This window comes from Streptomyces sp. 2P-4 (assembly GCF_030167965.1).
GTDB lineage: Bacteria > Actinomycetota > Actinomycetes > Streptomycetales > Streptomycetaceae > Streptomyces > Streptomyces globosus_A.
The window spans coordinates 4,236,780-4,262,178 of the sequence record NZ_CP095011.1; the positions used below are offsets into that span (position 1 = coordinate 4,236,780).

The 25,399-nt window shown below is 75.4% G+C and carries 24 protein-coding genes; 14 read left to right on the plus strand and 10 right to left on the minus strand.

The window, feature by feature from the left end:
• The 6 genes from MUK52_RS18750 to MUK52_RS18775 all read left to right on the plus strand — a co-directional run bounded on the left by MUK52_RS18750 (window position 1) and on the right by MUK52_RS18775 (window position 7,288).
• Complete coding sequence (locus MUK52_RS18750) at window positions 1-1,380, plus strand: O-antigen ligase family protein (RefSeq protein WP_284578430.1); 1,380 nt, start codon at window positions 1-3, stop codon at window positions 1,378-1,380.
• A complete protein-coding gene (murJ, locus tag MUK52_RS18755) occupies window positions 1,377-3,125 on the plus strand; it encodes a murein biosynthesis integral membrane protein MurJ (RefSeq protein ID WP_114058973.1) in 1,749 nt (582 codons plus the stop codon). Before MUK52_RS18750 ends, murJ begins: the two co-directional genes overlap by 4 nt.
• Window positions 3,115-3,894, plus strand: coding sequence for a polysaccharide deacetylase family protein (locus MUK52_RS18760; RefSeq protein ID WP_114057917.1), 780 nt, complete (start codon window positions 3,115-3,117; stop codon window positions 3,892-3,894). The genes murJ and MUK52_RS18760 overlap by 11 nt, the downstream gene beginning before the upstream one ends.
• Before the next feature lie 80 nt (window positions 3,895-3,974).
• The gene (locus MUK52_RS18765; protein WP_114058972.1) at window positions 3,975-5,351 is read left to right on the plus strand and encodes a glycosyltransferase; all 1,377 of its coding nucleotides are present in this window, start codon (window positions 3,975-3,977) and stop codon (window positions 5,349-5,351) included.
• Between the two features lie 81 nt (window positions 5,352-5,432).
• Window positions 5,433-6,152, plus strand: coding sequence for a YveK family protein (locus MUK52_RS18770; protein WP_284581728.1), 720 nt, complete (start codon window positions 5,433-5,435; stop codon window positions 6,150-6,152).
• A complete protein-coding gene (locus MUK52_RS18775; RefSeq protein ID WP_114057915.1) occupies window positions 6,149-7,288 on the plus strand; it encodes a GNAT family N-acetyltransferase in 1,140 nt (379 codons plus the stop codon). Before MUK52_RS18770 ends, MUK52_RS18775 begins: the two co-directional genes overlap by 4 nt.
• A gap of 5 nt (window positions 7,289-7,293) precedes the next feature.
• Here MUK52_RS18775 and MUK52_RS18780 read toward each other — a convergent pair whose 3' ends face one another.
• On the minus strand, window positions 7,294-8,856 hold the full coding sequence (locus MUK52_RS18780) for a glycoside hydrolase family 26 protein (RefSeq protein WP_350205661.1): 1,563 nt from the start codon (window positions 8,854-8,856) through the stop codon (window positions 7,294-7,296).
• A 150-nt stretch (window positions 8,857-9,006) separates the two neighbouring features.
• Here MUK52_RS18780 and MUK52_RS18785 point away from each other — a divergent pair, with 150 nt between their 5' ends.
• From MUK52_RS18785 to MUK52_RS18805, 5 genes are all read left to right on the plus strand, one after another.
• Entirely contained in the window at window positions 9,007-10,536 is a 1,530-nt protein-coding gene (locus MUK52_RS18785; protein WP_284581729.1) for a carboxylate--amine ligase, read from the plus strand.
• Window positions 10,537-10,697: 161 nt separating this feature from the next.
• Complete coding sequence (locus tag MUK52_RS18790) at window positions 10,698-11,978, plus strand: NAD(P)-binding domain-containing protein (protein WP_284578435.1); 1,281 nt, start codon at window positions 10,698-10,700, stop codon at window positions 11,976-11,978.
• Window positions 11,979-11,990: 12 nt separating this feature from the next.
• Complete coding sequence (locus tag MUK52_RS18795; RefSeq protein ID WP_114057911.1) at window positions 11,991-12,245, plus strand: hypothetical protein; 255 nt, start codon at window positions 11,991-11,993, stop codon at window positions 12,243-12,245.
• A gap of 14 nt (window positions 12,246-12,259) precedes the next feature.
• Window positions 12,260-14,347, plus strand: a complete 2,088-nt coding sequence (locus MUK52_RS18800) for a SpoIIE family protein phosphatase (RefSeq protein WP_472914307.1) — start codon at window positions 12,260-12,262, stop codon at window positions 14,345-14,347.
• Between the two features lie 98 nt (window positions 14,348-14,445).
• On the plus strand, window positions 14,446-14,646 hold the full coding sequence (locus tag MUK52_RS18805) for a hypothetical protein (RefSeq protein ID WP_284578440.1): 201 nt from the start codon (window positions 14,446-14,448) through the stop codon (window positions 14,644-14,646).
• A gap of 45 nt (window positions 14,647-14,691) precedes the next feature.
• Here MUK52_RS18805 and MUK52_RS18810 read toward each other — a convergent pair whose 3' ends face one another.
• Window positions 14,692-15,150 (minus strand): DUF6299 family protein, encoded by a 459-nt coding sequence (locus MUK52_RS18810; RefSeq protein WP_114057908.1) that lies wholly within the window; start codon window positions 15,148-15,150, stop codon window positions 14,692-14,694.
• A 166-nt stretch (window positions 15,151-15,316) separates the two neighbouring features.
• On the opposite strand from MUK52_RS18810, the gene MUK52_RS18815 reads away from it, so the two are divergent.
• Both MUK52_RS18815 and MUK52_RS18820 read left to right on the plus strand, forming a co-directional pair.
• A complete protein-coding gene (locus MUK52_RS18815; RefSeq protein WP_114057907.1) occupies window positions 15,317-15,922 on the plus strand; it encodes a DUF4352 domain-containing protein in 606 nt (201 codons plus the stop codon).
• Between the two features lie 56 nt (window positions 15,923-15,978).
• Entirely contained in the window at window positions 15,979-16,470 is a 492-nt protein-coding gene (locus MUK52_RS18820) for a DUF5949 family protein (protein WP_114058971.1), read from the plus strand.
• Window positions 16,471-16,540: 70 nt separating this feature from the next.
• Here MUK52_RS18820 and MUK52_RS18825 read toward each other — a convergent pair whose 3' ends face one another.
• Both MUK52_RS18825 and MUK52_RS18830 read right to left on the minus strand, forming a co-directional pair.
• Window positions 16,541-17,818 (minus strand): cytochrome P450, encoded by a 1,278-nt coding sequence (locus MUK52_RS18825; protein ID WP_284578445.1) that lies wholly within the window; start codon window positions 17,816-17,818, stop codon window positions 16,541-16,543.
• A gap of 55 nt (window positions 17,819-17,873) precedes the next feature.
• Window positions 17,874-19,028 carry a low temperature requirement protein A gene (locus tag MUK52_RS18830; RefSeq protein ID WP_284578447.1) on the minus strand — a complete coding sequence of 385 codons (1,155 nt, stop codon included), beginning with the start codon at window positions 19,026-19,028 and terminating at the stop codon, window positions 17,874-17,876.
• A gap of 125 nt (window positions 19,029-19,153) precedes the next feature.
• Here MUK52_RS18830 and MUK52_RS18835 point away from each other — a divergent pair, with 125 nt between their 5' ends.
• Window positions 19,154-19,366 (plus strand): hypothetical protein, encoded by a 213-nt coding sequence (locus tag MUK52_RS18835; protein WP_114057905.1) that lies wholly within the window; start codon window positions 19,154-19,156, stop codon window positions 19,364-19,366.
• Window positions 19,367-19,379: 13 nt separating this feature from the next.
• Here the strand turns inward: MUK52_RS18835 and mscL are convergent, their stop codons facing one another.
• From mscL to MUK52_RS18865, 6 genes are all read right to left on the minus strand, one after another.
• Window positions 19,380-19,871, minus strand: coding sequence for a large conductance mechanosensitive channel protein MscL (gene mscL, locus MUK52_RS18840; RefSeq protein ID WP_114057904.1), 492 nt, complete (start codon window positions 19,869-19,871; stop codon window positions 19,380-19,382).
• A gap of 141 nt (window positions 19,872-20,012) precedes the next feature.
• Complete coding sequence (locus tag MUK52_RS18845; protein WP_284578450.1) at window positions 20,013-20,564, minus strand: hypothetical protein; 552 nt, start codon at window positions 20,562-20,564, stop codon at window positions 20,013-20,015.
• 226 nt (window positions 20,565-20,790) lie between these two features.
• On the minus strand, window positions 20,791-21,624 hold the full coding sequence (locus MUK52_RS18850; protein WP_114057902.1) for an S-methyl-5'-thioadenosine phosphorylase: 834 nt from the start codon (window positions 21,622-21,624) through the stop codon (window positions 20,791-20,793).
• Window positions 21,625-21,701: 77 nt separating this feature from the next.
• Complete coding sequence (locus MUK52_RS18855) at window positions 21,702-21,971, minus strand: FmdB family zinc ribbon protein (RefSeq protein WP_114057901.1); 270 nt, start codon at window positions 21,969-21,971, stop codon at window positions 21,702-21,704.
• A 67-nt stretch (window positions 21,972-22,038) separates the two neighbouring features.
• Window positions 22,039-23,349, minus strand: coding sequence for an MFS transporter (locus tag MUK52_RS18860; RefSeq protein ID WP_284578453.1), 1,311 nt, complete (start codon window positions 23,347-23,349; stop codon window positions 22,039-22,041).
• A gap of 419 nt (window positions 23,350-23,768) precedes the next feature.
• Window positions 23,769-25,346: a potassium/proton antiporter gene (locus MUK52_RS18865; protein WP_114057899.1), complete on the minus strand. Its 1,578-nt coding sequence runs from the start codon at window positions 25,344-25,346 to the stop codon at window positions 23,769-23,771.
• Window positions 25,347-25,399 lie beyond the last annotated feature (53 nt).

A 25,399-nucleotide genomic window follows, 5' to 3' on the forward strand; every position in this document is an offset into this window, starting at 1 on the left:
ATGAGTCTCGCCGTGACGACGGGCGCCGCCGGCGCCCTGCCCGAGGCCCCGCGGCTGCCGGGGCTGCTGCGGCGGCACTGGCCGCTGCTGCCGCTCGCCGCGACCGTCCTGATGCTCCTCGCGCCGGTCCCGGCGGGCGACGCGAGCACCTCCGGGAAGGTCGGGCCGGCGGACGCGGCCTCGCTGCTGCTGGTCGCCGTGTGCGCGGTGCAGGCGCTGCGCGGGCGGGTCCGCCCGCTGAGCCCGCTCGCGGTGCTGGTGCTGGGGGTACCGGCGCTCGCCCTGGCCGTCGCGACCGCCACCGCCGGGGATCCGTACGCCGCGCTGCCGGGCTTCGTGCGCTACCTCCAGGTGTTCGTGCTGGTCCCGGCGGCGGTGGTGCTGCTCGTGCGGGACGCCTTCGAGTTCCGGCTGGCCGCCGGGTGCTTCGTGGTGCTGGCGCTGGTGCAGGGCGCCGTCGGGGTCGTCCAGTACGCCACCCGCACCGGGGCCTCGTATCAGGGCGAGGACATCCGCGCCGTGGGGACCTTCGGGCCGGGCGACGTGATGGGCATGGCCACCGTGGTGGCGTACGGGCTGGTCGTGGCGACGGCCGCGGCGCTGTCGCCGGCCCTGCCGCGGCGGGTGCGGCGGCTGTCGGCCGCGGCGGCGCTCGTGCTCGTCCTGCCGCTGGTGCTGTCCTTCAGCCGCGGCGCGTGGATCGCCACGGCAGGCGCGGCGGTCCTCGTCATGGCGATGGCGGGGATCCGGCGGGCCGCCAAGGTGCTGGCGGCGCTGGCCGCGGCCGGCGTGGTGCTGGTGGGCGGCCTCGGCGTCGGGTCGGAGATGGTCGCCGAGCGGCTGACCTCCATCACGCAGGTCTCCAGTGCCCCCGACCAGTCGGTGACCGACCGCTACACCATGTGGGCCGCGGCCGGGTCGATGTGGCAGGAGCGGCCCGCGCTGGGCGTCGGGCTCAAGGGCTTCCCCGCGCACCGGGACGGGCACGCCTCCCTCGGCCTGTCCTCCGGCAGCGACACCGCCGGCGCCGGCCAGGGCTACGTCCGCCAGCCGCTGCTGTCCCCGCACAACATGTACCTGCTGGTGCTGAGCGAGCAGGGCCTCGTCGGGCTTGTCGCGCTCGCCGGCGGCTGGCTGGCGCTGCTCGTCGCCGGCGCCCGCCGGTACGCCGCCGGGGGCGGGGTCCGCGACTGCGGGCTCATCGCGATCGGGCTGCTCTTCTGGCAGCTCACCGACTTCCTGTACGCGGACATCGGCGGCCCGTCCACCGTCCTGACCGGCGTGGTCATCGGTCTGGCGGCGTGGTGGGCGCTGCCTCCCCGGGCCGCCGCCGGCCGGCCGGCCGGGCCCTGCCGCGTGGCGGGTGCGGCCGGCCGGTGACGGACACGACTCCCTGGCGGCGGCCCGCGGCCGCGGCGACGACCGGCGTCGCCGCGGCTGCGGGCCGTCCGCCGCGCCCCGCGGAGCCCGGCCCGGCCGCCCGCAAGGGCGGCACCGGAGGCGGCGCCCCCGCGGGCGGCGGGCCGGCCCCGCTCGGCCGGTTCCTCGCCAAGGCCGCCGCCGTCACCGCCGGACTCACCGCCGCCGGGGCGGTGTTCGGGCTCGTCCGCGACCAGACCATCGCGCACCTCTTCGGCGCCGGACCCGACAGCGACGCCTTCCTCATCGCCTGGACCGTGCCGGAGATGTCCTCGACGCTGCTGATCGAGGACGCCATGGCGCTGCTGATGGTGCCCGCCTTCAGCCACGCCCTGGCCCGCCGGTCCGCCGACCGGGCCGGCCTCACCCGCAAGGAGGCCCGGGCCCAGGACCCCGTACGCCTGCTGGTCGGGGCGACCCTGCCGCGGCTGCTGGTGCTCCTCGCCGCGGCCGCCGCCCTGCTGGTGTTCGCCGCGCCGCTCGTCGTCTCCGTCCTCGCCCCCGGCCTGCCCGACCCGCAACTGGCCGTCGAGTGCACCCGGCTGACCTCGCTGACCGTGCTCACCTTCGGCATCGCCGGCTACTTCAGCGCCGCCCTGCGCGCCCACCGCACCTTCGTGCCGCCGGCCGCGATCTACGTCTCGTACAACGTCGGCATCATCGGCACGATGATCGCCCTGCACCACCTGTGGGGCGTGCGGGCGGCGGCCGCCGGCGTCGCGGCCGGCGGGCTGCTGATGGTCCTGGTGCAGCTGCCCGCCTTCGTCCGGCGCGTCGGCTTCGGCCCGCCCCGCGTCCGGGGCGCCGCCCGCATCCGGCGGGACCGGGACCGGCCCACCCTGCTCGCCCTCGGCCTGATCGCCCCCGTCATCTGCTTCGCCGTCTTCCGGCAGTCCCAGGTGCTCGTCGAGCGCTTCCTCGCCGCCTCCCTCCCGCCCGGCGCCATCTCACACCTGAACTACGCGCAGAAGGTCGCGCAGATGCCGATGGTGCTCTCCCTGATGATCTGCACGGTCACCTTCCCCGTCGTCGCCCAGGCCATGGCCGGCGGCGAGCGCGAGAAGGCCCGCCGCCGCGTCGAGCAGGACCTGGCGCTGGCCTCCCTCGCCGTCCTCACCGGCACCGCCCTCGTCATCGGATACGCCCCGCAGATCATCCAGGTCCTCTTCGAGCGCGGCGCGTTCACCCACGAGGACACCCTGGCCACGGCCTCCGTCATGCGGGTCTACGCCCTCGGGCTGCTCGGCCACTGCCTCGTCGGCGCGCTGAGCCGCCCCTTCTTCTCCACCTCCCGCCCCACCTGGTTCCCGGCGCTCGCCATGGCCGCCGGGCTCGCCGTCAACATCGGCGCCGGCGCGGCCGCCGTCCGCTGGTGGGGGACCGGCGGGCTGGCCGCGGCGAACGCCGCAGGCATCACCGCCACCGCCGTGCTGCTCCTCGCCGGCATCGGCCCGCGGATCATCGCCATCCACGTCCGCAGGGTCGCCCTCAGCATCGCCCGGCTCGGCGTGGCCTGCGCCGCCGCCTGCGCCACCGGCTGGATCGCCGGGCCGATGATCCCCGACCCGCTGCTCAGCGCCGCCCTCGGCTGCCTGCTCGTCCCCCTCATGTTCGGGGCCACCGGCACGGCCATACGCGCGCTTGAGGTCACCGCCCTGTCCGCCCAGCTCGCCCAGATGACCCAGAGGTTCCGCAATGCCCGCTGACACCGACACGGCACCGGCCGCCGCGATGGCATCCGCCCGCCGGAGCGCCGCCTCGCCGTGGGTCCTGATGTACCACTCCGTCACCGAGTTCACCGACCCGGCCGAGGACCCGTACGGCATCACCGTCACCCCGCGGACCCTGGAGGCCCAGCTGCAGTGGCTGCACTCGCGCGGCCTGCGCGGGGTGTCCGTCCGGGAGCTGCTGCGCGCCCGCGCCGAGGGCCGGGGCGCCGGGCTCGTCGGCCTCACCTTCGACGACGGCTACGGCGACTACGTCACCCGGGCGCTGCCGCTGCTGCGCCGGTACGACTGCACCTCCACCCTGTTCGTGCTGCCCGGCCGGCTCGGCGTGGACAACCACTGGGACCCGCTGGGGCCGCGCAGAGCGCTCCTGACCGCCGAGGGGATCCGCGAGGCGGCCGCCGAGGGCCAGGAGATCGGCTCGCACGGGCTGCTCCACCAGGACCTCACCGCCGCCCCCGACGACGTCCTCCAGCAGGAGCTGCGGGGCAGCCGCGACCTGCTGCGCGAGATCACCGGCACGCTGCCCGAGGGGTTCTGCTACCCGTACGGGCACGTCGACACCCGGGTCGCGGACGCCGTGCGGGACGCCGGGTACGCGTACGCCTGCGCCATCGAGCCCGGCCGGCTCGCCGGCCCGTACGCCCTGCCGCGCACGCACGTCAGCCAGGCCGACGGCAGCGGGCGGCTGCGCATCAAGCAGCTGCGGCACGGTGTGCGCGAGCTGGCACGGGCGGTGCGCCGATGACCGACCCGAAGGACCCGCAGCACCCGCAGGGCCCGGCGGGCCCGGCCGGCGCCGCCCCGGAGCCCTGGGACCCGTCCGGGCTGCGCGTCCTGCACGTCATCACCGGGCTCGGGGTCGGCGGCGCCGAGCAGCAGCTGCGGCTGCTGCTGCGGCACCTGCCGATGCGCTGCGACGTGCTGACGCTGACCAACCCGGGTCCGGTCGCCGACGGGCTGCGCGCCGACGGCGTCCGCGTCGTGCACCTCGGCATGCGGGGCAACCGGGACCTCGGGGCGCTGCCCCGCCTCGTCCGGTTCCTCCGGCGCGGCGGGTACGACCTCGTCCACACCCACCTGTACCGGGCCTGCCTCTACGGGCGGATCGCCGCCCGGCTCGCCGGGGTCGGCGCCGTCGTCGCGACCGAGCACTCCCTCGGCGACGGCGAGATCGAGGGCCGGCCGCTGTCGGCCGGGGTCCGCCGGCTGTACCTGGCGGGCGAGCGGCTCGGCTCGGCGACCGTCGCCGTTTCCGACACGGTGGCGGCGCGGCTGGCCGCCTGGGGGGTGCCGGCCGGGCGGGTGCACGTCGTCCCCAACGGCATCGAGGCCGCCCGGTTCCGCTTCGACGCGGGGGTGCGCCGCGCCACCCGGGCCCGGACCGGGCTGCCCGAACGGGCCTTCGTCGTCGGCGGGGTGGGCCGGCTGGTGCCGGGCAAGCGGTTCGACGCCCTCGTCCGGGCCGTCGCCGCGCTGCCCGGCGCCCACCTGCTCCTCGCCGGCGACGGCCCCGAGCGCGGGGCGCTGCGCGCGCTGGCCGCGGAACTGGGCGCACAGCACCGGATCCACCTGGTCGGCGAGCGGGACCCGCTGGGCGAGGACGGCGGCGGGCGGGCGCCCGGCGTCCCGCAACTGCTGGCCGCGATGGACGTGTTCGTCTCCGCCTCCCGCGAGGAGGCGTTCGGGCTGGCGGTCGTCGAGGCCCTCGCGGCCGGGCTGCCCGTCCTGCACGTCACCTGCCCGGCCGTCGACGACCTGCCGGCCGTGCAGGCGCCGGGCGCGCGGCGGATCGGCACCGGCGGCGAGGAGCTCCTCGCCGCGCTGCGCGGGCACATGGAGGCGGGGGCGAACCGGCTGCCCGTGCCGCCGGTGGTCCGGCACTACGACGTGGCGCGCAGCGCCGAACGCCTGCTGGACGTCTACCGCCTCGCCCTGCACGGCGCCGGCGCCGCACCGCTCCGTACGCCGCCCCGGGCTGCCGCCGGTCCGGAGCCCGGCCCGGGTGCGGCAGCGGACGCGGTGCCGGCCCCGGCGCGGCCCGCCGTGGCCGGGCAGCCGCCGCACGCCCTCGCGGCGCGGGCGGCGGGCCGCCCCGGCAACGGCCCGCGGCCCGGCTCCGGCTCTGCCCCGGGACCCCGGCCCGGCCCCGACACGGGCCCGCCGCGGCCGGGCGGCGGGCCCGCCCGCCCCGGCAACGGCTGACCCGCACCCTCTGCACGGGCCCGCACCCCCGGGGCCCGCAGTACCTCCTTTCACCCCCTCCTCCAGGAAGTGAGCACGCACATGGCCGACACCGCCGACCAGAAGAAGCCCGCCGCCCGACGCCGCCGGGCCAGGCTCCTGTCGCCGCCCGCCTGGTGGCCGCTGCCTGCCGCCGCCCTGCTCGGGCTGGCCGCGGGCGGCGCGTACGGAGTGCTCAAGGCGCCCGAGTACGCCGCCACCAGCTACGTCGTCGCCGTCCCCGACGACACCACCGAGCCGGCCACGGCGCTGGGCTTCGCGCAGGCGTATGCCCGTATCGCCACCAGCAGCTCGACGCTCGCGTACGCGCAGCCCCGCGCCGGCATCAGCGCCCGCGAACTGCGCACCCACGTGCGGGCGGAGACCTCCCCCGAATCCCCGATGATCGCGATCACGGGCACCTCGGCCAGCGCCGCCGAGTCCGCCGACATCGCCAACGCGGTCGCCGACGCCCTGACGCTGAGCAGCAACCAGGCGGCGAAGAACACCGGCGTGCAGCTGCTGCTGTTCAACCAGGCCGTCGCGCCCACCGACCCGGCCTCGCCGTCCGCGCCGGTCAGCGGCGCCGTCGGCCTGTGCGCGGGCGGCCTGCTCGGCGGGCTGTGGCTGCTCGCCCGGCCGGCCCGCCGCCGCCCCGAGGAGGAGCAGCTGCCCGTTTCCGCGGGGGAGCCGGAGTCGGCGGCCGTCGCGGAGGAGCTGGTGCAGGTGCCCGCCCAGGGTGAGCACGCGGCGGAACCCAAGGAGAAGGAGTCCGTGCGATGACGACGGGCTCCGGTGCCCTGTCGGTGGCCCTGTGCCGCGACCCCCGCCAGTTCGCCGCCCTGGAAGAGCCATGGAACGAGCTCTTCCGCTCCTGCCGGACCGCGACGCCGTTCCAGAGCCACGCCTGGCTGCACTCCTGGTGGCTGTCGTACGGGCGGGAAGGCCGGCTGCGCGTGGTGCTGGTGCGCCGCGGCGGGGAGCTGGTCGGCGCGGCCGCGCTGATGCTGGTGCACCGGCCGCTGCCGCTGCTGGTGCCCCTCGGCGGCGGCATCACCGACCACTCCGACGTGCTGGTCGCCGACGAGCATGCCGACCGGGTCGTCCCGGCGCTGGCCCGCGGCCTGCACGAGGCGGCGCGCGGCGCCGTGGTCGACCTGCGGGAGGTGCGCCCCGGGGCGGCCGCCGAGGCGGTGTTCGCGCAGTGGCCGGGCGCCCGCAGCCGGCTCGCCGACTCCACCTGCATGGAGCTGCCCGCCCTGCCGTTCGACGAGCTGGTCAAGCGGATGCCGGCCTCCGGGGGCCAGCGGGTGCGGGCCAAGCTGCGCAAGACCGACGCTGCCGGGATCGAGGAGCGCGAGGTCACCGAGTACGAGGTGCCGCGCGCGGTGCGCACCCTGCTGCGGCTCCACGAGAAGCAGTGGCGCGGCCGCGGCGTCACCCCCGAGCACCTGCGGCCCCGTTTCGCCGAGCACCTGACGCGGGCGACGCGGCGGATGGTGCGGACGGGCGAGGGCCGGCTGACGGAGTTCCGGCTGGAGGGGAGGGTCGTCGCGGCGAACGTGACCCTGCTGTCCGGGTCGTTCAGCGGCGGCTACCTGTACGGGGCCGACCCGGACCTGCGGGCCCGGAAGGTGGACGTGGCGACGCTGCTGCTGCGCTACGAGGCCGGCCGCGCGCTGGCGGAGGGCCGGCAGGTGGTGTCCTTCCTGCGCGGCAGCGAGCCGTACAAGAACCACTGGAGGCCCGAGACGGTCGTCAACCAGCGGTTCCTGATGGCGCGTACGGCACTCGCGCCCCTGCTGCGGCTGCACGAGTCGCAGGTGACGGGGCGCGAGCGGGCGGTCGGCGCACTGCGGGAGGCGCTGCCGGCCGCCAGGGACTGGCGGGCGCGGCTGGGCGAACTGCGGGTGCGATGACGGCTCTACCAGGGCCAGAAGCCGGAGTCCGAGCCCCAGTCGATCGAGACGCAGACCGACTGCTTGCCGACCAGCTTCGAGAGCCAGTCGCCGAAGCCCAGCGGCACGCACCACTGCGTGGTGTTGACGGGCGCCGGGGGCTGCGGCTGCGGCTGCGGTGCCGGTGCGGTCGGGCTCGGCGCGACGGGGCTCGGGGCGACGGGGCTCGGGGCGACCGTGGTGGGTGCCGCCGGGCTCGGCGCGACCGGGCTCGGCCGTACGGGCGTGGGCGTCACCGGGGCGTCGGGGCTCGGCTCGGCCGGTGCGGGGTCGGAGGGTGCCGGCGTCGGCCGCGTGGCCTCGGGGGAGGGCACGGGCTGGGGCGTCGGCACCTGCGGCGACGGCTCCGGCACGACGGGCGGGGACACGGTGGGGACGGGGACGGCCGGCACGGACACGGAGGGCGTCGGCACGGACGGGACCGGGATGGAGGGCGTCGGCACCACCGGCGTCGGCACGACCGGCGTCGGTACCACCGGCGTGGGCACGACCGGAGTCGGGACCACGGGGGTGGGCACCACGGGCGTCGGCACGACCGGGGGCGGCACCTGCGGGGTGAGCGCCCTGCGGAACTCCTTCGCCGACCGCGGGTTCTGCTTGCACTGCCACACGCCGTGCGGGCAGTAGTCGGTGATGGTGTGGTACATCGGCTTGTGCTGCTCGATCCAGCGCAGCATGCGCCGTACGTACTCCGGGTTGTCGCCGCGGCGGAACAGGCCCCACTCCGGGTACGAGATCGGCTTGCCGTGCGCCTTCGCGAAGTCGACGTGGTGCTGGAGCCCGTACGGCTGGGTGATCTGGTCGTCGAAGGTGCGGCCCGGGCCCTGGTCGTAGGAGTCCATGCCGATGATGTCGACGACGTCGTCACCCGGGTAGCAGGTCGTCCAGCCGATCGCGTCGGAGCCGCGGTTGGGGGCGAAGTCGAACTTGAAGCGCTGGCCGGGCACGGACCGCATGGTGCTGACGATGCGCCGCCAGTACGCCTTCCAGTTCTGCGGGTCGGGAGAGCAGCGGTGGGTGTAGGTGACGCCGTTCATCTCCCAGCCCAGCACGATGACGGTGTCCGGGACGCCGAGGTCGACGAGGCGCTGCGCCAGCCTGCGGAAGTGCCCGTCGAAGTCGCCGGCGGCGCCGGCGCGGATGAGCCGGGCCACCTCGTGGTCGGGCACCCGGCCCTCGTTGCGCTCCTGCATGGGCACGTTGAGGACGAACAGCCGGTCGGGCCGGGCCAGGCGCCAGCGCGCCCAGTCGTCGAGGAAGCTGACGTTCCCCTCGATGCCGGCCCAGCGGTCCCCCGGCAGATACGTGTGCCCGACCCGGATCTCCCTGCCGCCGAGCCAGCGCGACAGGTACGGGATCCGCTCGACGCCGGGGGGCCCGAAGTCCAGGTAGGCGCCCACGGCGATGTCGGGGGACGACCCGGGGAGCTCCTCGTCCTCCGGGATCGCGAGGGTGGCCCCGGTGGCGAGGAGACCGGCCGTGACCGTCCCGACGCAGGTGTTCGCCAGGCGGCGACGAGGTCTGGGCATGGCATCTCCCGGGCATTCCCGAATCGGTGTGCTTGTCCAAGACGTTAGGCATCACATCCGACGAACGGCCTGTCCGGTGACCGCCGCGTAGGCCATTCGCAGTTGCGCATCGATCCTGCTTGGTCCGACTAGGTGAAAGACACCCTTTCCATGTACGAGTTCGCCGCCCACGTGCCCGCTGTTGTGCTCAGACTCGACCGGAACCCGTTCCACCACGGAACCCTCGGCGCCGTCAGATCCCTCGGGCGCAAGGGCGTGGAGGTCCATGCCGTCGTCGAGGCCGGGGGAGGACCCGTGGGGCGCTCGCGGTACCTGCGTGCCGTGCATCCGGGGCCTTCCGGTGGGTTGGACCCGGAGGCCCCGGACGGGCTGGAGGAGTGCCTCGCCCGGGTGTCGGAGCGGATCGGCCGGCCCGCGGTCCTCGTCGCCATGGACGACCTGAGCGCGATCGCCGTCGCCCGGATCGGCGCCGGCCTCGACGGCCGGTTCCGCGTCCCGAACCAGCCCGACGGGCTGCCCGCCCGGGTCGCGGACAAGGCCGAACTGGCCGCGCTGTGCGCCCGCTGGGACGTCCCGCACCCGGAGACCGTGCTCCCGGAGAGCGGGGCCGAGGCCGCGGAGGCCGCCTGGCGGCTGGGCCTGCCCGCGGTCGCCAAATGGAGCCGCCCCTGGCTGCTCCCGGCGGGCAGCGGGCTGCGCAGCACCACCCTCGTCCACACCGCCGCGGAGGCGCGCCGGCTGTACGAGCGGACCGGCGAGGCGGGGAGCCGGCTGCTGCTCCAGCGGTTCCTGCCGGCCGGGACGGACACGGACTGGTTCTTCCACGGGGCGTTCGGCAGCGGCGGGCGTCCGCTGCTCGCCGGGTCGGGCCGCAAGGAGCTGTCGTGGCCGGTGCGGACCGGCCTGACGGCGGTGGGGCGCTGGCTGCCGGACCCGGCGGTGGAGGAGGCGGGGCTGCGGCTCGCCGAGCGGCTCGGCTACCAGGGAATCCTGGACCTGGACTTCCGGCGGGACGAGGAGGGCTGCTTCCGGCTCGTGGACTTCAACCCCCGGCCGGGCGCGCAGTTCCGGCTCTTCACGGACGGGGCCGGGCTGGACGTCGTCCAGGCGATGTACCTCGACCTGACGGGGCAGCGGGTGCCGGCGCAGTCCGGGGGGCCGGGGCGGCTTTTCCTCGCGGAGAACTACGCGCTGCTGTCGGCGGTACGCGGCCGGAGGCTGCCGCCGCGCGGGCCGCGGCGCGGCGGCAGGGACGGCACCGGGGGCGCCACCGGCGTCGGCGCGGGAGTCCCGGCAGCAGCCCAGGGACGACAGGGAGGCCCGGGAGCCCCGGGCGGCGGGGGAGCCCCGGGCGGCCGCGGCGGTGCGCCGGCGCGGGGCCGGGGGCCGCGGCGGGTGGAGGCGGCGTGGTTCGCCGCCGACGACCCGACGCCGTTCCTCGCGATGCTCGCCGCGTTCCTCGGCCGGGGCGCGGACAAGGGCGCGCGCGCCCTGCGGCGCGTACCGGCGCACGGGCGGCGCACGGCGCGGGCCGTGGTCCGCGCCCCCCGCCAGCGCGACCGCGGCCTGACCCCGCCGGCCGGATCGCCCCCGCCGCCCGCCGTCCCCCCGCCGGCCGGCCCGGCCGCGGCCCCGCCGGGCGCGGCCGACGCCGAGCCGGACGAACTGGTGGCGCGGTGAGGGCGGGAGCCGGCGCGCCGTGCCCCCTGCGGGCGACACGCGGCGTGTCGGTGTTTGACCGGAGGGGCGCCGGGAAGTGACGGCGCACATGGCTCCGGGCCCCGTACCGCCGCAGCGGACAGCGGGAGACCCATGAGACTGGAGGGAGAACGGTGACGCGGATGGACGATCTCGTCGTGGTCGGCGCCGGTCCGTACGGCCTGTCGATCGCCGCGCACGCGGTGGCGGCCGGGATCGGCGTGCGGGTGCTGGGGCGCCCCATGGCCTCCTGGCGGGACCACATGCCCGAGGGCATGTTCCTGAAGTCCGAGCCGTGGGCCTCCAACCTGTCCGCACCCGGAGGCCGGCACACCCTCGCCGAGTTCTGCGCGGGCCGCGGCGTCGCGGCGGAGCACGGCCGCCCACTGCCGATCGGCGCGTTCAGCGAGTACGGCCTGTGGTTCGCGGGGCAGGCGGTGCCGGAGGTGGAGGAGGTCACCGTCACCGAGGTCACGCCGCAGGGCGACGGCTTCCGCATCCGGACCGCCGAGGGCACGCAGCTGCTCGCCCGGACGGTCGCGCTGGCCGTCGGTGTCATGCCCTTCGTACGCCAACCGCAGGCGCTGCGCGCCCTGCCGCCAGGCCACTGCTCGCACAGCACCGGCCACCGCGACCTGGCGCGGTTCGCCGGCCGGGAGGTCGCGGTGATCGGCGCCGGGCAGGCCGCGCTGGAGACGGCGGCCCTGCTCGCCGAGAGCGGGGCCCGCCCCTGCCTCGTCGCCCGGCGCTCCGGGATCGGCTGGAACACCGTCCCGCCGCCGCTGGAGCGGCCCGCCCTGCAGGCCCTGCGCCGCCCGCACAGCGGCCTCGGCAGCGGCTGGCGCACCTGGGCGTGGGCCGAGCTTCCGTGGGCGGTGCGCCGGCTGCCCGCCGCGCACCGCGAGCGGATCGCCGCCACCGCGCTCGGGCCCGCCGGGGCGTGGTGGCTGCGGGACCGCTTCGAGCGGAGCGTGCCGGTGCTGCTGGGGCACCGGCTGCACCGTGCGGTGGCCGTGGGGGACCGGACCCGGCTCGGGCTGACGACCGCGGCCGGCGAGTCCGTCGTCCTGGACGTCGCGCACGTGATCGCGGCCACCGGCTTCGCGCCCGACCTGGCGCGGCTGGACCTGTTGGACGCCCGGCTGCGGGACGCGCTGGACACCGTCGGGGCGGGCCGCACACCGGAGCTGACATCCGGTTTCGAGTCCTCGTGGCCGGGGCTCTTCTTCGCGGGGCTGCTGACGGCTCCCTCATTCGGCCCTTCCATGCGATTCGTGCACGGTGCGGGGTTCACTGCGGGGAGACTGGTCGGGGGAGTCCGAAAGCGGCTCGGCGCCCGCAGCCGGCCGGCGGGCCCCCTCCGGGCCCCCCGCCCCGCCCGGGCGGGCCGGGGGTCGTCCGAAGACGTCTCTGCGGTGAGGTGAGAGGGGTCCGCGATGACTGCGGAGCAGCGAGCACAGGGCCGGGGCTGGGTACGGATCCCCGCAAGCCGGGCGGAGCGGCCCGCCGCGGCCGGCCCCGGCCCGTACCACCCCGGCCCGTACGGGCCTCCGGCGCCCGCCGCCCCCGACCGACCGACGATCTACCTTTCGCTCCTGGAGCGCTGGCGGGAGGCCGGGCGCACCCTTCCGGGGCATCCTGACGAGGAGTGGGAGCGGCTGATCTCCCAGCCGTGCTGGCCAGGCCGTTAGGTGGTGTGTGTCCATTGGCAGCGGCGGAGCACGACGGATCCGGACGGAACCGCGGCGGCGCGGTGACGGGCCCCGGGGAGCGCCTCGCGCTGAACCGCATGGGCAGCTTCGAGTGGGACCTGGACGCCGGGGCGCTGGCCCTGGACGGGGCCGGGCTCGTGGTCTTCGACCTGGATCCCGACGAGTTCGACGGGACCCCGGAGGGCCTCGGCCTGCGCATCCCCCCGGACGACGGGAACCGGCTGGCGGAGGCGGTGCGCGCCGCGCTGGACGGGGGCGCCGAGACGTACGGCTCGTACTTCACGGTGCGCCGCCGCGACGGCGTCGACCAGTGGACCCACACCCAGGGCCGCATCCTGCGGGACGACGGCGGGACGCCCCGCCGGATCGCGGGCATCGTCCGCGACGCGACCGCGGAGCTCGCGCACGCCACCGTGCTGCGGAAGCTGGAGTCGGCGCGGGCCCGGCAGGCCACGATCGTGCAGCGGACCACGGAGGCGCTGTCCCGGGCGGTGACCGTCGACGACGTCACGGCGGCGCTGACCGGCGCGGGCGCGCTGGAGCGGCTCGGCGCGGACGGGCTGGCCCTGAGCCTCGTCGAGAACGACGCGATGAAGGTCATCGCGCTGAGCGGGGAGTCCCTGGAGATCCTCGCCGAGCGCAGGTTCACCCGGCTGGACGGCTCACTGCCGCTCTCCCGGACCGTCCTGACCGGCCAGGCCAGGTTCGTCACCTCGCTGGCGGAGCTGGCCGGGGAGTTCCCGCTGCTGGCCGACTACCTGGGCCGGATCCGCTACGAGGGCGCCGCCTACCTGCCGCTGATCGCGCAGGCCAAGGCGATCGGCGGGCTCGTGCTGTTCTACCGGCGGCGCACCGACTTCAGCCCGGAGGAGCAGAACCTGTGCCTGGGCCTCGCCGGCATCGTCGCGCAGTCCCTCCAGCGGGCGCTGCTGTTCGACCAGGAGCGCGAGTTCGCGACGGGGCTGCAGGCCTCGATGCTGCCGCGCCGCATCCCGGAGATCCACGGCGGGGAGATCGCGGTGCGCTACCACTCGGCGTGGAGCGGGCGCGAGGTGGGCGGGGACTGGTACGACGTGATCGCGCTGCCCCGGGACCGCGTCGGCCTCGTCGTCGGGGACGTGCAGGGCCACGACACGCACGCCGCGGCCATCATGGGCCAGCTGCGGATCGCGCTGCGGGCGTACGCGGGCGAGGGGCACCCGCCCTCGACGGTGCTGGCGCGGGCCTCCCGCTTCCTCGCCGAACTGGACACCGAGCGGTTCGCGACGTGCATGTACGCGCAGGTCGACCTGGAGACCGGCGGCGTGCGGGCCGTGCGCGCCGGGCACCTGGGGCCGCTCATCCGGCACACGGACGGGCGCACCGGCTGGCCGAAGGTGCGCGGCGGGCTGCCGCTCGGCCTGGCCTCGGCGTTCGAGCAGGAGGAGTTCCCCGAGACGCGGCTGGACCTGGTGCCGGGGGAGACGCTCGTGCTGTGCACGGACGGGCTGGTGGAGGAACCGGGCACGACCATCACCCAGGGGATGGAGGCGCTCGCGCACGCCGTCCGCAGCGGCCCGCAGGAGGCGGGGGCGCTCGCCGACCACCTCTCGGACCGGCTGTGGGAGCGCTGGGGCTCCGGCGACGACGTGGCACTGCTGGTGCTGCGCCGGGCCCCGGACCCGGGCACGCACCGGGCGCCGCGGATCCACCAGTACGTCCACCAGGCGGATCCGGAGGGCCTGTCGGAGGCCCGGTACGCGCTGCGGCAGGCGCTGCGCGACTGGGGCATGCCCGACCTCGCGGACGACGTGGAGCTGGCGGCCGGCGAGCTGCTGGTCAACGCCCTGCTGCACACGGACGGCGGAGCGGTGCTGACGATGGAGGTGCTGCCCGAGCCGGTGCGGCGGATCCGGCTGTGGGTGAAGGACCGTTCCAGCGTGTGGCCGCGGCGGCGGACCCCGGGGGAGGCCGCGACGACCGGGCGGGGCCTGCTGCTGGTGGACGCGCTGGCCACGCACTGGGGCGTGGAGTCGAGGGGCGACGGCAAGGCGGTGTGGTGCGAGTTCGACGCGCCCGTCAGCCTGCACGGCGCCGGATGAGGACACGGCGGACGGTGGTCGTGCCGTCACACGGAGTTGTGGCATGTGGTGCGCGGGGTGATGATGCGGTTCATGAGACCGAGGACGTACGACGCGGCATGCGTGAACCGGAGGCCGCCGTGCGGCGCCGCCTGAGCGCGCGGCGCGCGGCCGGCGGGCTGCTGGCGCTGCTCCTGCTCGGGGCCGTCGTACCGGAGGTCGCGGAGCGCGCCGGGGCCGCCGGGAGCCCGGCGGGGGACGCCGGCTGCCGGTCCGTGGCATTCATGTCGATGACCGGCATGGCGCCCGCCTGCCGGTAGCGGCGGCTACCGGCGGGCGCTCCGGCGAAACCTTTGCCCGCGGCATCAGCCGCCGACGTGGCCGGAGCGGCTGTCCACGGCGACCGCGTCGACCGACGAGGGCAGCAGGCCCGCGCCGGAGAAGCCGATCTCCTGGAGCCGCGCCTCGAAGAGGGCCTCGCCCTCGTGGATCCCGCCGGGGAGGCCCAGGCCCTCCGGGGTGCCGGCCGTGCCGCGCCACGCGCGCTCGGTGCCGTCGCAGACCGGGGACTCCTCGGCGGTGGTGGTCAGGCGGGTGCCCTCCTGCACGACCGTCGCGGAGATCTGCATCGCCCCCGAGGGTGATGCCGCGTTGCACCTGTAGGACCCGGAAAGGGTGATCGTGCCGTCCGCGGCGAGCTGCGCGTAGGGGTGGACGGAAATCTCCTGCTCGTACACGGTCGCGCCGGCGGGCGCCGCGAAAGCGGTTGCCGCTGCCAGCGCCGCCAGGACGGTCAGGGGGATGCGGGTCGAGCGAATGGACATGGTTCCTCCGGGTCGTTCTTTCCTGGCGGTATTCCGCCGCAACGCATTGTGGTGGCAGACGGCGGGACAACTCGTCCCGTACATCCGTGTCGGTGTGTGCAATTCCCCGCTCGGGGGCGTGAGACTGGCCGGAATACGTCCCCGAAGGTCCCCGAAGGGATCGCGCATGCGCCAGTCCGCCTCCGCCCCCGCCCTCGCCGCCGCAGCCCTCCTGCCGCTCCTGCTGCTCGGCGGCACGGCCTGCTCACCGGCGCCCGACCGCGCCGCGTCCGCGCCCGCCGCGGTGCCCGCCGCCCCGGTCGACGACGGCGCGCCGGGCGACGACGGCGCCGGGTCCGGCCCCGTCCGCGGCGCCGTGAAGGAAGTGCACGTCGGGGACGCCGTACAGGTCCACGGCCGGCAGGTGGGCCGGCACCTGCAGGCCGTGCTGAACGCGTACGTCGACCCGGCCGTCAGCGTCGACAAGAACTACTCCCCGCCCGCCGGCAAGCGCTGGGTGGCCGCCTCGATGTCGTTCGCCAACATCGGCGGGGCCTCGTACGGGGCGCTCGGCGGGATGTGGGCGCACGACAGCGCCGGGCAGCGCCACCCGGTCGTGCGGACCGGTGAACTCACCACCGGCAAACCCCTCGTGTTCGATTCCCTCGCGGTCGGCGAACGGGTCGAGGGATGGGTCGTGTTCGAAATTCCGAAGAACGCCCGCATCGTACGGATCGAATACCACGACGCGAACGTCCAGGCGAATTCCGGAGAGGGATTCTGGGCCGTATAGCCCGCCCGGGTGAAAGGCCGTCGGAGCCCTTCGGAAGGGCCACTAGGGTGCGGCGCATGACTTCCACACAAGCGGCAACCGACCGGACCCTGCTCGGCACCCTTTCGGTCCTCGCATGGATCGGCGACCCCTCCGAAGGACACGACGTCCCCTACCTCCTCGCCTACGCGCTCGGCGACGGGCCGCAGGGCCGCGAGGCGGGCGAGGAGGCCGCCCGCGCGCTCCTCGGGGAGATGGGCCTGCGCATCGGCGACGTCGTCGAGGACGGCACCCACAACCCGGCTGCCTTCCCGGTGCAGGTGGTGCTCGCCGACAACCAGGTGGCCCTGACCATGCCGGGCCTGAACGCCACCTGCACCGCCCCCGACGAGTGGGTCGCCGCCGCCAACGAGAACGGCCAGGTCTACTTCCTGTTCGCCACCCGTGCCTGGCCCGAGGCCGTGCCCGGCCGCCCCGTCGACCCCGACGCCCTCAAGGCGTTCGCGGGCGACGAGGCGGTCCTCACCAGCAGCGCCCACTGCGTCCTGTCGGTACGCCGCCTCCAGTAGCCGCCCGCCCGCACGTGCGGCCCGGCGGCGGCGCACGGCCCGGCGGCCGCCCGCGGCCGCGGCCGCCGTGTCAGGCGCCGCCGGGGGCGTCGAAGGCGAAGCGCAGCGAGCGGACCCGGTTGTCGAAGTTCGACCCCGCGAGGTCCGGCAGGCCCACGGCGCGCAGCCCGACCGGTCGGGTCAGCAACTCCCGGAACAGGGCCTTCATCTCCACCCGGGCCAGGTGCGCGCCCAGGCAGAAGTGCGGTCCGCCGCCGCCGAAACCGAGGTGCGGGTTGGGCGAGCGGGTGATGTCGAAGGCGTCCGGGTCGGGGAAGACCGCCTCGTCCCGGTTGGCGGAGGCGTAGTACAGCACCGCCTTCTCGCCCGGCCGGAACAGGCGCCCGCCCAGCTCGTGCTCGGCGACGACCGTCCGGCGGAACTGGATGATCGGCGTCGAGTGCCGGATCATCTCGTCGACGGCGCCGTCCGCGTACGCCTCGAAGTCCCCCAGCAGGAGGTCCCGCTGGCCGGGGTGGTCGGTCAGCAGGCTCAGCCCGTGCGTGATCGCATTGCGCGTCGTCTCCACCCCGGCGACCATCAGCAGCGAGAAGAAGGCGCCCAGTTGGCGGGCGCCGAGCGCCTGCCCGTCGACGTTCGCGCAGACCAGCGCGGAGATCAGGTCGTCCCCGGGGTTGCGGCGGCGCTCCCGCCCGATCGCCGCGACCATCCGCTGCATGCGGGCCAGCGCCCGCAGCCCCCGCCCCGGCATCCGCAGCCGGGAGGCCAGGCCCCGCTCCACGCCGATGTTCTCCGAGGCGTGGTTGACGCGGTCGGCGATCTCCGGCCGGTACCGCTCCGGAATGCCCATCATGTTGCAGATGACCTCCAGCGGCAGCCGGGAGGACACCGCCGAGACGAACTCGTCGGGCCGCTCCGCCAGGACGTCGTCCACGATCCGGGCGGCTACCGCGTGGATGTCCGCCTCGGCCGCCGCCAGCAGCCGCGGCGTGAACGCCCGCTGGACCACCTTGCGCAGCCGGGCGTGGTCCGCGCCGTCGAGGTTCACCATCGAGTCGCCGAACAGGGCCCGCACCCACCGCGCCGGCTCGGGCGTGGTGACCCCGGGGGCGCTCGCGAAGACCTTCGGCAGCCGGCTCGCCTCCTGCACGTCCGCGTGCCGCAGCAGCGCCCAGTGCCCGCGGCCCCGGCCCTCGGGCACGTACACGGGAGAGCCGAGGGCCCGCAGCCGGGCGAAGGCGTCGAGCCGCGCCCGGGGCGGCTGCCGCCAGAACGCGGGGTCGGCGAGCTCCCCGCACTCCGCCACCGCCGGGCCGGCCTCCGCGTGCCGCTGAACCGGGACTTCCATCGCGCCTTCTTCCTGTCGCAGGCGCACCCCCGGCGGCCGTCGCCGCGCGCGCTCCTCACGCACCAGAACGCTCCGACCGGGCCGAGGTCACGCCGACCGCGACCGTCGCCGCCGCGACCAGCCCGGCCCACAGCACCGCGTATGCGCCGGTCCACGCGCAGGCGAGGACGGCCAGCGCCGCCACGGGCAGGGTGAGCTGCCGGGCCGCGCCGTGCTTGAAGTGCCGTGCGTGCAGCAGCCACACGAACGCGAGGAACAGCGCCGCCGGAACGGTCACCGCGAGGTTGGCCGCCGTCTGCGACAGGTGCGCCTTGCCGACGGCGTGCTCGACGGCCACCTCGATGCCCGCACCGATCGCCGCCGCCGAAGCGAAGACCACATAGTGCCCGTAGCCCCACGGGATCGCCTCGCGGTTGGTGCGCAGCCGGTCGTGCGCCGGGACGGCGAAGTAGATCCACCAGGCCGAGAACACCAGCAGCAGGCCGCCGGCCGCGATGGGCAGCAGCAGGTCCAGCGCCTCGTGCTCGTCGAGCGCGGACTGGACGGCGACCGTGCTCGCCGCGATGGTCTCGCCCAGGACGATGATGGTGAACAGGCCGTACCGCTCGGCGATGTGGTGCGGGTGCCAGGGCGTCTGGTGCTTCCGCTCGGCGATCACCGGGACGAGCAGCTCGGCCGCCACCAGCACCAGGAACAGCCACCGGCGGGCCGACTCGGGAGCCGCGAGCAGTCCCACCCAGCCGATCTGGCAGACGACGAGCCCGGCGGCGTAGGTGAGCGCGCAGCGGCGGGCCGGCCCGCTCTCCCCGGCCGCGGCCCGCAGCCACTGCACGGTCAGTGCCAGGCGCATCACCACGTAGCCGAGGACGGCGACGGTCCAGTCGTTGTCGTTGAACGCGCGCGGGATGCCCGCCGAGTAGATGAGCACGCCGGAGATCTGCACGAGGGTCGCGACCCGGTACGGCACGTCGTCGACGTCGTAGGCGGAGGCGAACCAGGTGAAGTTCATCCAGGCCCACCAGATGCCGAAGAAGACGAACAGGTAGCCGGTCACGCCCTGGGCCACGTGGTCTTCGGCGAGGGCATGGACCAGTTGCCGGCCGGCCTGGGCCACCGCCACGACGAAGCACAGGTCGAAGAACAGCTCCAGCGCCGTCGCGGACCGGTGCCCTTCCTCCCGGTCGCGGGCGGTCATGGTTGCGTACGCCATGCCGCCAGGACACCAGCCGAGGCAGCGGCGGCAGGCGAGGCGCGCGGCCGTGCGCGCCCGCGTGCCCCGGGCGGGCGTGCGCCGGGGGCGCGGAGGGCGCCCGGGACCGGCCGTACCCTGGAGGCATGAGCACCGCCCCCGCCTCCGGAGACCGCCGCCCCGAGCCCGCGGCCGAGCCGGCGCCGAAGAAGCCGAAGCCGCGGCTGGTCTTCGACGACCCGCTGGACCAGCAGTCCTCGGACGACACCGACCGCGGCTGGGGGGAGCGGCCGCCCGCCGCGGGGAGCGCGGCCGACCTGGCCCGCTTCCTCGACGAGAAGCCGCCCCACCACCTGTGACAGGCCGGACCGCCTAGAGGCGCGAACCGGGGGTGCCGGAGCCGCCGCCGTTGAGGGCGCGCTGGGCGACCAGCTCGTTGCGGATCTCCTTCAGCACCTCCAGCTCGGTGACCTCGATGGTCTCCTGCACGCCCTCGCGGGCCTTGCGGCGCTCCTCCACCCTGGCCAGGTACTTGGCCATCGGCAGCACCATCAGGAAGTAGACGACGGCCGCCGTGATCAGGAAGGTCAGGGTGGCGTTCAGCACCGAGCCCCACAGGATGTTGACGCCGATCGCCTCGCCCTTCTCGTCGACCCCGCAGGGGCCCTTCAGGCAGGAGGAGTACACGTCCAGGCTCTTGGTGCCGATCGCGCCGACCAGCGGGCTGATGATGCCCTTCACCACCGAGTTCACGATGTTGGTGAACGCCGCGCCGATGACCACCGCGACGGCCAGGTCGACCACGTTGCCCCGCATCAGGAAGGCCTTGAAGCCCGCCAGGATGCTTTCCTTGTTCTTGCTCACGACTGAGCCCTTCCTCGAATCCGCCGTACATGGAGCCAACGGTTCCGAAAGCTACGGCAGTCGGGCACGGCCGTGTCCAATCGGGCGCCCGTCCGCGGTGGACCGACGGCACTCCAGTCCGATTCGCGGCGCCCCGCCGCCTCAGCACAGCGCCACCGCCAGCCGGGCCGTGGCCGCCGCCCCCACCAGCTCCCGCGCGGTCTCCCGGGGCACCGACAGCACCACCAGCGCCCCGCCGTCCCCGCCCGCCCCGGTCTCCTCGGCGGGGGCGGGAACCCGGTCCACCCGGGCTCCCGCCGCGACCACCCGCGGCGGCCCCGAGCGCTCGGCCGCGACGACGTCCACCCGGTCGCCCGGGCGCAGCAGCCGTACGGTCGCCGCGTCCGCGATGCGCACCGGCGCCGACACCGTCCGCACGGCCGCGGGAGGGGGCCCCGCCGCCGGCGGTGGTGCGCCGCGCGAGGCCTGGGCGGCCTGGCCGCCGCCCGCCACCGCGAGCACGGCCGCGGCCGCGGCCAGCGCCCCGGAGGCGGTGCGCCGCCGCATGCGCGGGACCAGGCGCAGCCGCCAGCGGCCGGGGCCGACCCGCAGCGGCGCGAAGGCGGGCACGCGCCGCGCGGGCGGGCAGGAGGAGAGAGCAGGCGGGCAGGGGGAGAGGCGGGTGTCGAGGCTGTCGAGGGTGTCGGAGGACATGGCTGCCACCACCAGGAGGTCGGGTTCGCGGTCCGGACCCGGCGTCCGGACACCCCCACGATCCGCCTCCCCGGCCGGCCCCGCTCGGACCTGTGGACGGCCCCGGGGTTGTGGACAACCGCCTCGCCCTCCCGGGTGGCCCTCCCGCCGCGTACGCGGCCCCCGTACGCACGCGGCCCCGTAGGCACGCAGCCCCGTACGCGGGCAGCCGCCGTGCGCGCGCCGGCTACGGCAGCTCGATCCCCAGGTCCCAGCCGTCGTGCGCGTGCGTGCACAGGCAGTCCCGGCTCTCCGTCGCCGGCAGCGCCGCCACCGCGTCGAAGAGGACCTCGCGCAGCCGGCCGACGTTCTCGCCGAAGACCCGGAGCACCTCGGTGTGCGAGACGCCCTCGCCGGTCTCCGCGCCCGCGTCCAGGTCCGTGACCAGCGCCATCGACGTGTAGCAGAGCCCCAGCTCGCGGGCGAGGACCGCCTCCGGGTGGCCCGTCATGCCCACCACCGACCAGCCCATCGCCGCGTGCCACTGCGATTCGGCGCGCGTCGAGAACCGCGGCCCCTCGACCACGACCATCGTGCCGCCGTCGACCGGCTCCCACCCGCGGCCGCGCGCCGAGGCCAGGGCCGCCGCGCGGCCGGCCGGGCAGTAGGGGTCGGCGAAGGTGGTGTGCACGACGTTGGGGACGGAGCCGTCGGGGAGGGGCTCGCCATCGAAGAAGGTCTGCGCGCGCGACTTCGTACGGTCGACCAGCTGGTCGGGGACCAGCAGCGTCCCCGGGCCGTACTCGGCGCGCAGCCCGCCGACCGCGCAGGGGCCGAGCACCTGGCGCACGCCGGCCGCGCGCAGCGCCCACAGGTTGGCGCGGTAGTTGATGCGGTGCGGCGGAACCTTGTGGCCCCGGCCGTGGCGGGGCAGGAAGGCGATCTTCCGCCCGGCCAGCTCGCCGAGGAAGAGGGAGTCGCTCGGGGCCCCGTACGGGGTGTCCACCTGGACCTCGGTCACGTCCTCCAGGAAGGAGTAGAAGCCGGATCCGCCGATGACACCGATCTCTGCGTCAGTCATGCGATCACCCTAACGGGGCATGCGGAAGGCCCCGCCGGCCGGAAGGGCGGCGGGGCCTCGCAAGGCATGGAGCGGGATCAGGCGGCCGAGGTGGAGCTGCTGCTCGACGACGCGGCCGGAGCGGCGGCGGCCGGCTTCGGCGTGGAGGCCGGGGTGCTGCTCGACGAGGCGCCGCGGCTGTCGTTGCGGTAGAAACCGGATCCCTTGAAGACGATGCCGACCGCGGAGAACACCTTCTTCAGGCGTCCCTGGCAGCTCGGGCACTCGGTCAGTGCGTCGTCGGTGAACTTCTGCACGGCCTCAAGGCCCTCACCGCAGTCGGTGCACTGGTACTGGTAGGTCGGCACGAATTTCCTCCTGGCACTCTGACTCGATGAGTGCTAACGATGCTCCATGGTGACGCATTCCGTCCGATCAGTCCACCGTCACCGGCGTGCGGTGACCGACGCCACGCCCTTCGGAGGTGTCCGTGCGGGCCGCGGAGGCGCCGACGACGCGGCTCGGGGCCTTGGGCGCCAGCCGGGCGCGCAGGGCGACCAGGGTGGCGAAGGCCAGGACGGTGCCGGCCATCGGGACGAGGAAGCCGTACGCGGAGCCGTGCGAGTCCGTCAGGTTGCCGGCCACGATCACGGCCACGGCCTGGCCGAACGCGACGGCGCCGGTGAGCCAGGTGAAGGCCTCGGTCCGGGCGTTCGCCGGGACCAGCGCCTCGACCATGGTGTAGCCGGTGATCAGGGCCGGGGCGATGCACAGGCCGACGAGGAGGCCGAGCCCGCCGAGCAGGAGCGCGGAGTCCGCGGTCCACAGCACCGACGCGGCCGCGGTCAGGCCGGCGTATCCGAGCAGCAGGCGGCGGCGCGGGCCGATCTTCCAGGCGATGGCGCCGCAGGCGATGCCCGCGATCATGTTGCCGGCGGCGAAGACGCCGTAGAGCACGCCGTTCGCGCCCGGGTTGCCGATCTCGTTGGAGAAGGCGGCGAGCGACACCTGCATGCCGCCGAAGACGGCGCCGATGCCGAGGAAGGCGGCGATCAGGACGCGCAGGCCGGGGTGGGCCAGCGCGGAGCCGCGGCGGACGGCGGCACCCTCGTGGTGGGCGTGCGCGCGGGGCTGGGAGGCGCGGCGGGCGGCGAAGACGAGGCCGCCGACGAGGGTGAGCACGGCCTCGGTGGCCAGGCCGGCGGCCGGGTGGACGCCGGTGCACAGGGCGGTGGCGAGGACGGGGCCGACCACGAAGGTGAACTCGTCGGTGACGGACTCGAACGCGGCGGCGGTCGGCAGCAGCGGCGAGCCCTCCAGGCGGGCGGCCCAGCGGGCCCGCACCATGGGGCCGACCTGCGGCACGGAGGCGCCGGTCGGGACGGCGGCCGCCGCCAGCGCCCACAGCGGGGCGTCCGCCAGCGCGAGGGCGACGAGCCCGCCGACGGCGGCGGCGTGCGCGAGGACGCCGGGGACGAGCACGGCGCTCTGGCCGTGGCGGTCGGTGAGGGAGCCCATGACCGGGGCGAACAGCGCCATCGAGATGCCGGTGACGGCGGAGACGATGCCGGCGCTCGCGTACGAGCCTGTGGTGTGCTGCACCAGGAGCAGGATGCTGATCGTCAGCATGCCGAAGGGGAGGCGGGCGGCGAACCCCGGGAGTACGAAGCCGAGGGCCCCGGGAGTGCGCAGCAGCTGTCCGTAACCGGGTCGGGCGGACGTGTCGGTCGTGACCGCGGATGTCACGGCCTGGCCTTTCCGCTGCCTGGTAGAGCTCCCGGTCTGCGGAGGTGTTTCGCTGGTGAGCGGCCGCACCCGTACGTAGGAGCCCCGAGAGCTGTCCTCTTGCGCAGAACCGAGTGATACCTGGGCGCCCACTGCGGGGGCAGCCACGGCCGCTTTGCGGTCGCGCCAGCTCTGCATCAGGCAGAGTTGGTTCGATGTGGTGTGCCTTTAGGGTACAGGCAGCTCCGCTATCACGCCCTGTGATTCCGCTGACAAGCCGTGCCTTTGCCTGCGATTAAGTGGAACTCCATCCTCCGTGGACCATGGAACAAGGGCAAAGCCCTGCATAATCCATCGAAAATGGCCGAATTTGAGCGCCGTTCAAAGCCGTACGGGCCTCCGGACCCCCGCGAAACGAGGCGCCCCGAGCCCGCGGACGGTCACCCGCCGGGGCGGCGCCTGTGCCGGAGCCCGTGGTCCGCGCGGCGCCCGGGACCGTGGCCGGTTCCGTTCCCCGTCCCCAGCCACCCGGCCAGCTTGCCGCCCCGGGTGACCGCCCGCAGCCGCGCCTCCGCCGCGTCCCGTACCGGGTCCGTGGCCACCACCAGCAGCTCGTCCCCCCTCCGCAGCACCGTCGACGGCAGCGGCACGAAGCTCTCGGAGTTCCGGACCACCAGCGTCACCGAGGCACCCGGCGGCAGCCGCAGCTCGCTCACCTCGACGCCGTGCATCCGCGAGGCCGCCGGGATGGAGAAGGACAGCAGGTGCCCGCGGAGCTTCTCCAGCGGGGCGGACTCGATGCCCAGGTCGGTGGCCGTCTCGTCACCGGCCCCGAGGTTCAGCTTGCGCGCCGCCCAGGGCAGCGTCGGCCCCTGGACCAGCGTGTAGACGACGACCAGCACGAAGACGATGTTGAAGACGCGGTCGCTGCCCTCGATGCCCGTCACCATGGGGATCGTCGCCAGGATGATGGGGACGGCGCCGCGCAGGCCCGCCCACGACATCAGCGCCTTCTCCTGCCAGGGCAGCCCGAACGGCAGCAGGCCGGCGAACACCGACAGCGGCCGCGCCACCATCGTCAGCACCAGGCCGATGACCACCGCCGGCCAGAAGTCCCCGGCCAGCTCGTGCGGCGTGACCAGCAGACCCAGCAGGACGAACATGCCGATCTGGGCGATCCAGCCGAGCCCGTCCGCGAACCCGCGCGTGGCCGGCCAGTGCGGCAGCTTCGCGTTCCCCAGCACCACGGAGGCCAGGTACACGGCGAGGAAGCCGGAGCCGTGCGCCATCGCCCCGGCCGCGTACGCGGACACCGCGATCGCCATCACGGCGATCGGGTACAGGCCCGAGGCGGGCAGCGCCACGTGCCGCAGCCCGTAGGCCCCCAGGAAGCCGACGGCGAGGCCGATCGCCGCGCCGATGGCCAGCTCCAGCGCGATCTCGCCGACCAGGACGTACCAGGAGTGGACGGGCTCCGCCGCCGACAGGGCGACGACCAGGATGACGACGGGCGCGTCGTTGAAACCGGACTCCGCTTCCAGCACGCCCGTGATCCGGGAGGGGAGCGGCACCTTCCGCAGCACCGAGAAGACGGCCGCCGCGTCGGTCGAGGAGACCACCGCGCCGATCAGCAGGGCCTGCCGCCACTCCAGCCCCACCAGGTAGTGCGCGCCCGCGGCCGTCACGCCGACGCTCACCGCGACGCCCAGCGTCGACAGCACGGCCGCCGCGGGCAGGGCCGGTCTGATCTGCGTCCACTTCGTGCCGAGACCGCCCTCGGCGAGGATCACGACGAGGGCCGCGTACCCGATGACCTGGGTCAGCTCGGCGTTGTCGAAGGCGATGTTGCCTATGCCGTCCTGCCCCATCGCGATGCCGATGCCGAGGTAGACGAGCAGGCTGGGAAGGCCGCTGCGCGAGGAGAGGCGCACCGCCGCCACGGCGACGAGCAGGACGAGCGAGCAGGCGAGCAGGAGTGCATTGAGCGTGTGGACGGTCAGCGGGCGGCCCTCCCTCAACGCGCCTGGCGGATCGCTCCTCCGGGCGACCGGCGGTGATGTAGTTCGTTACC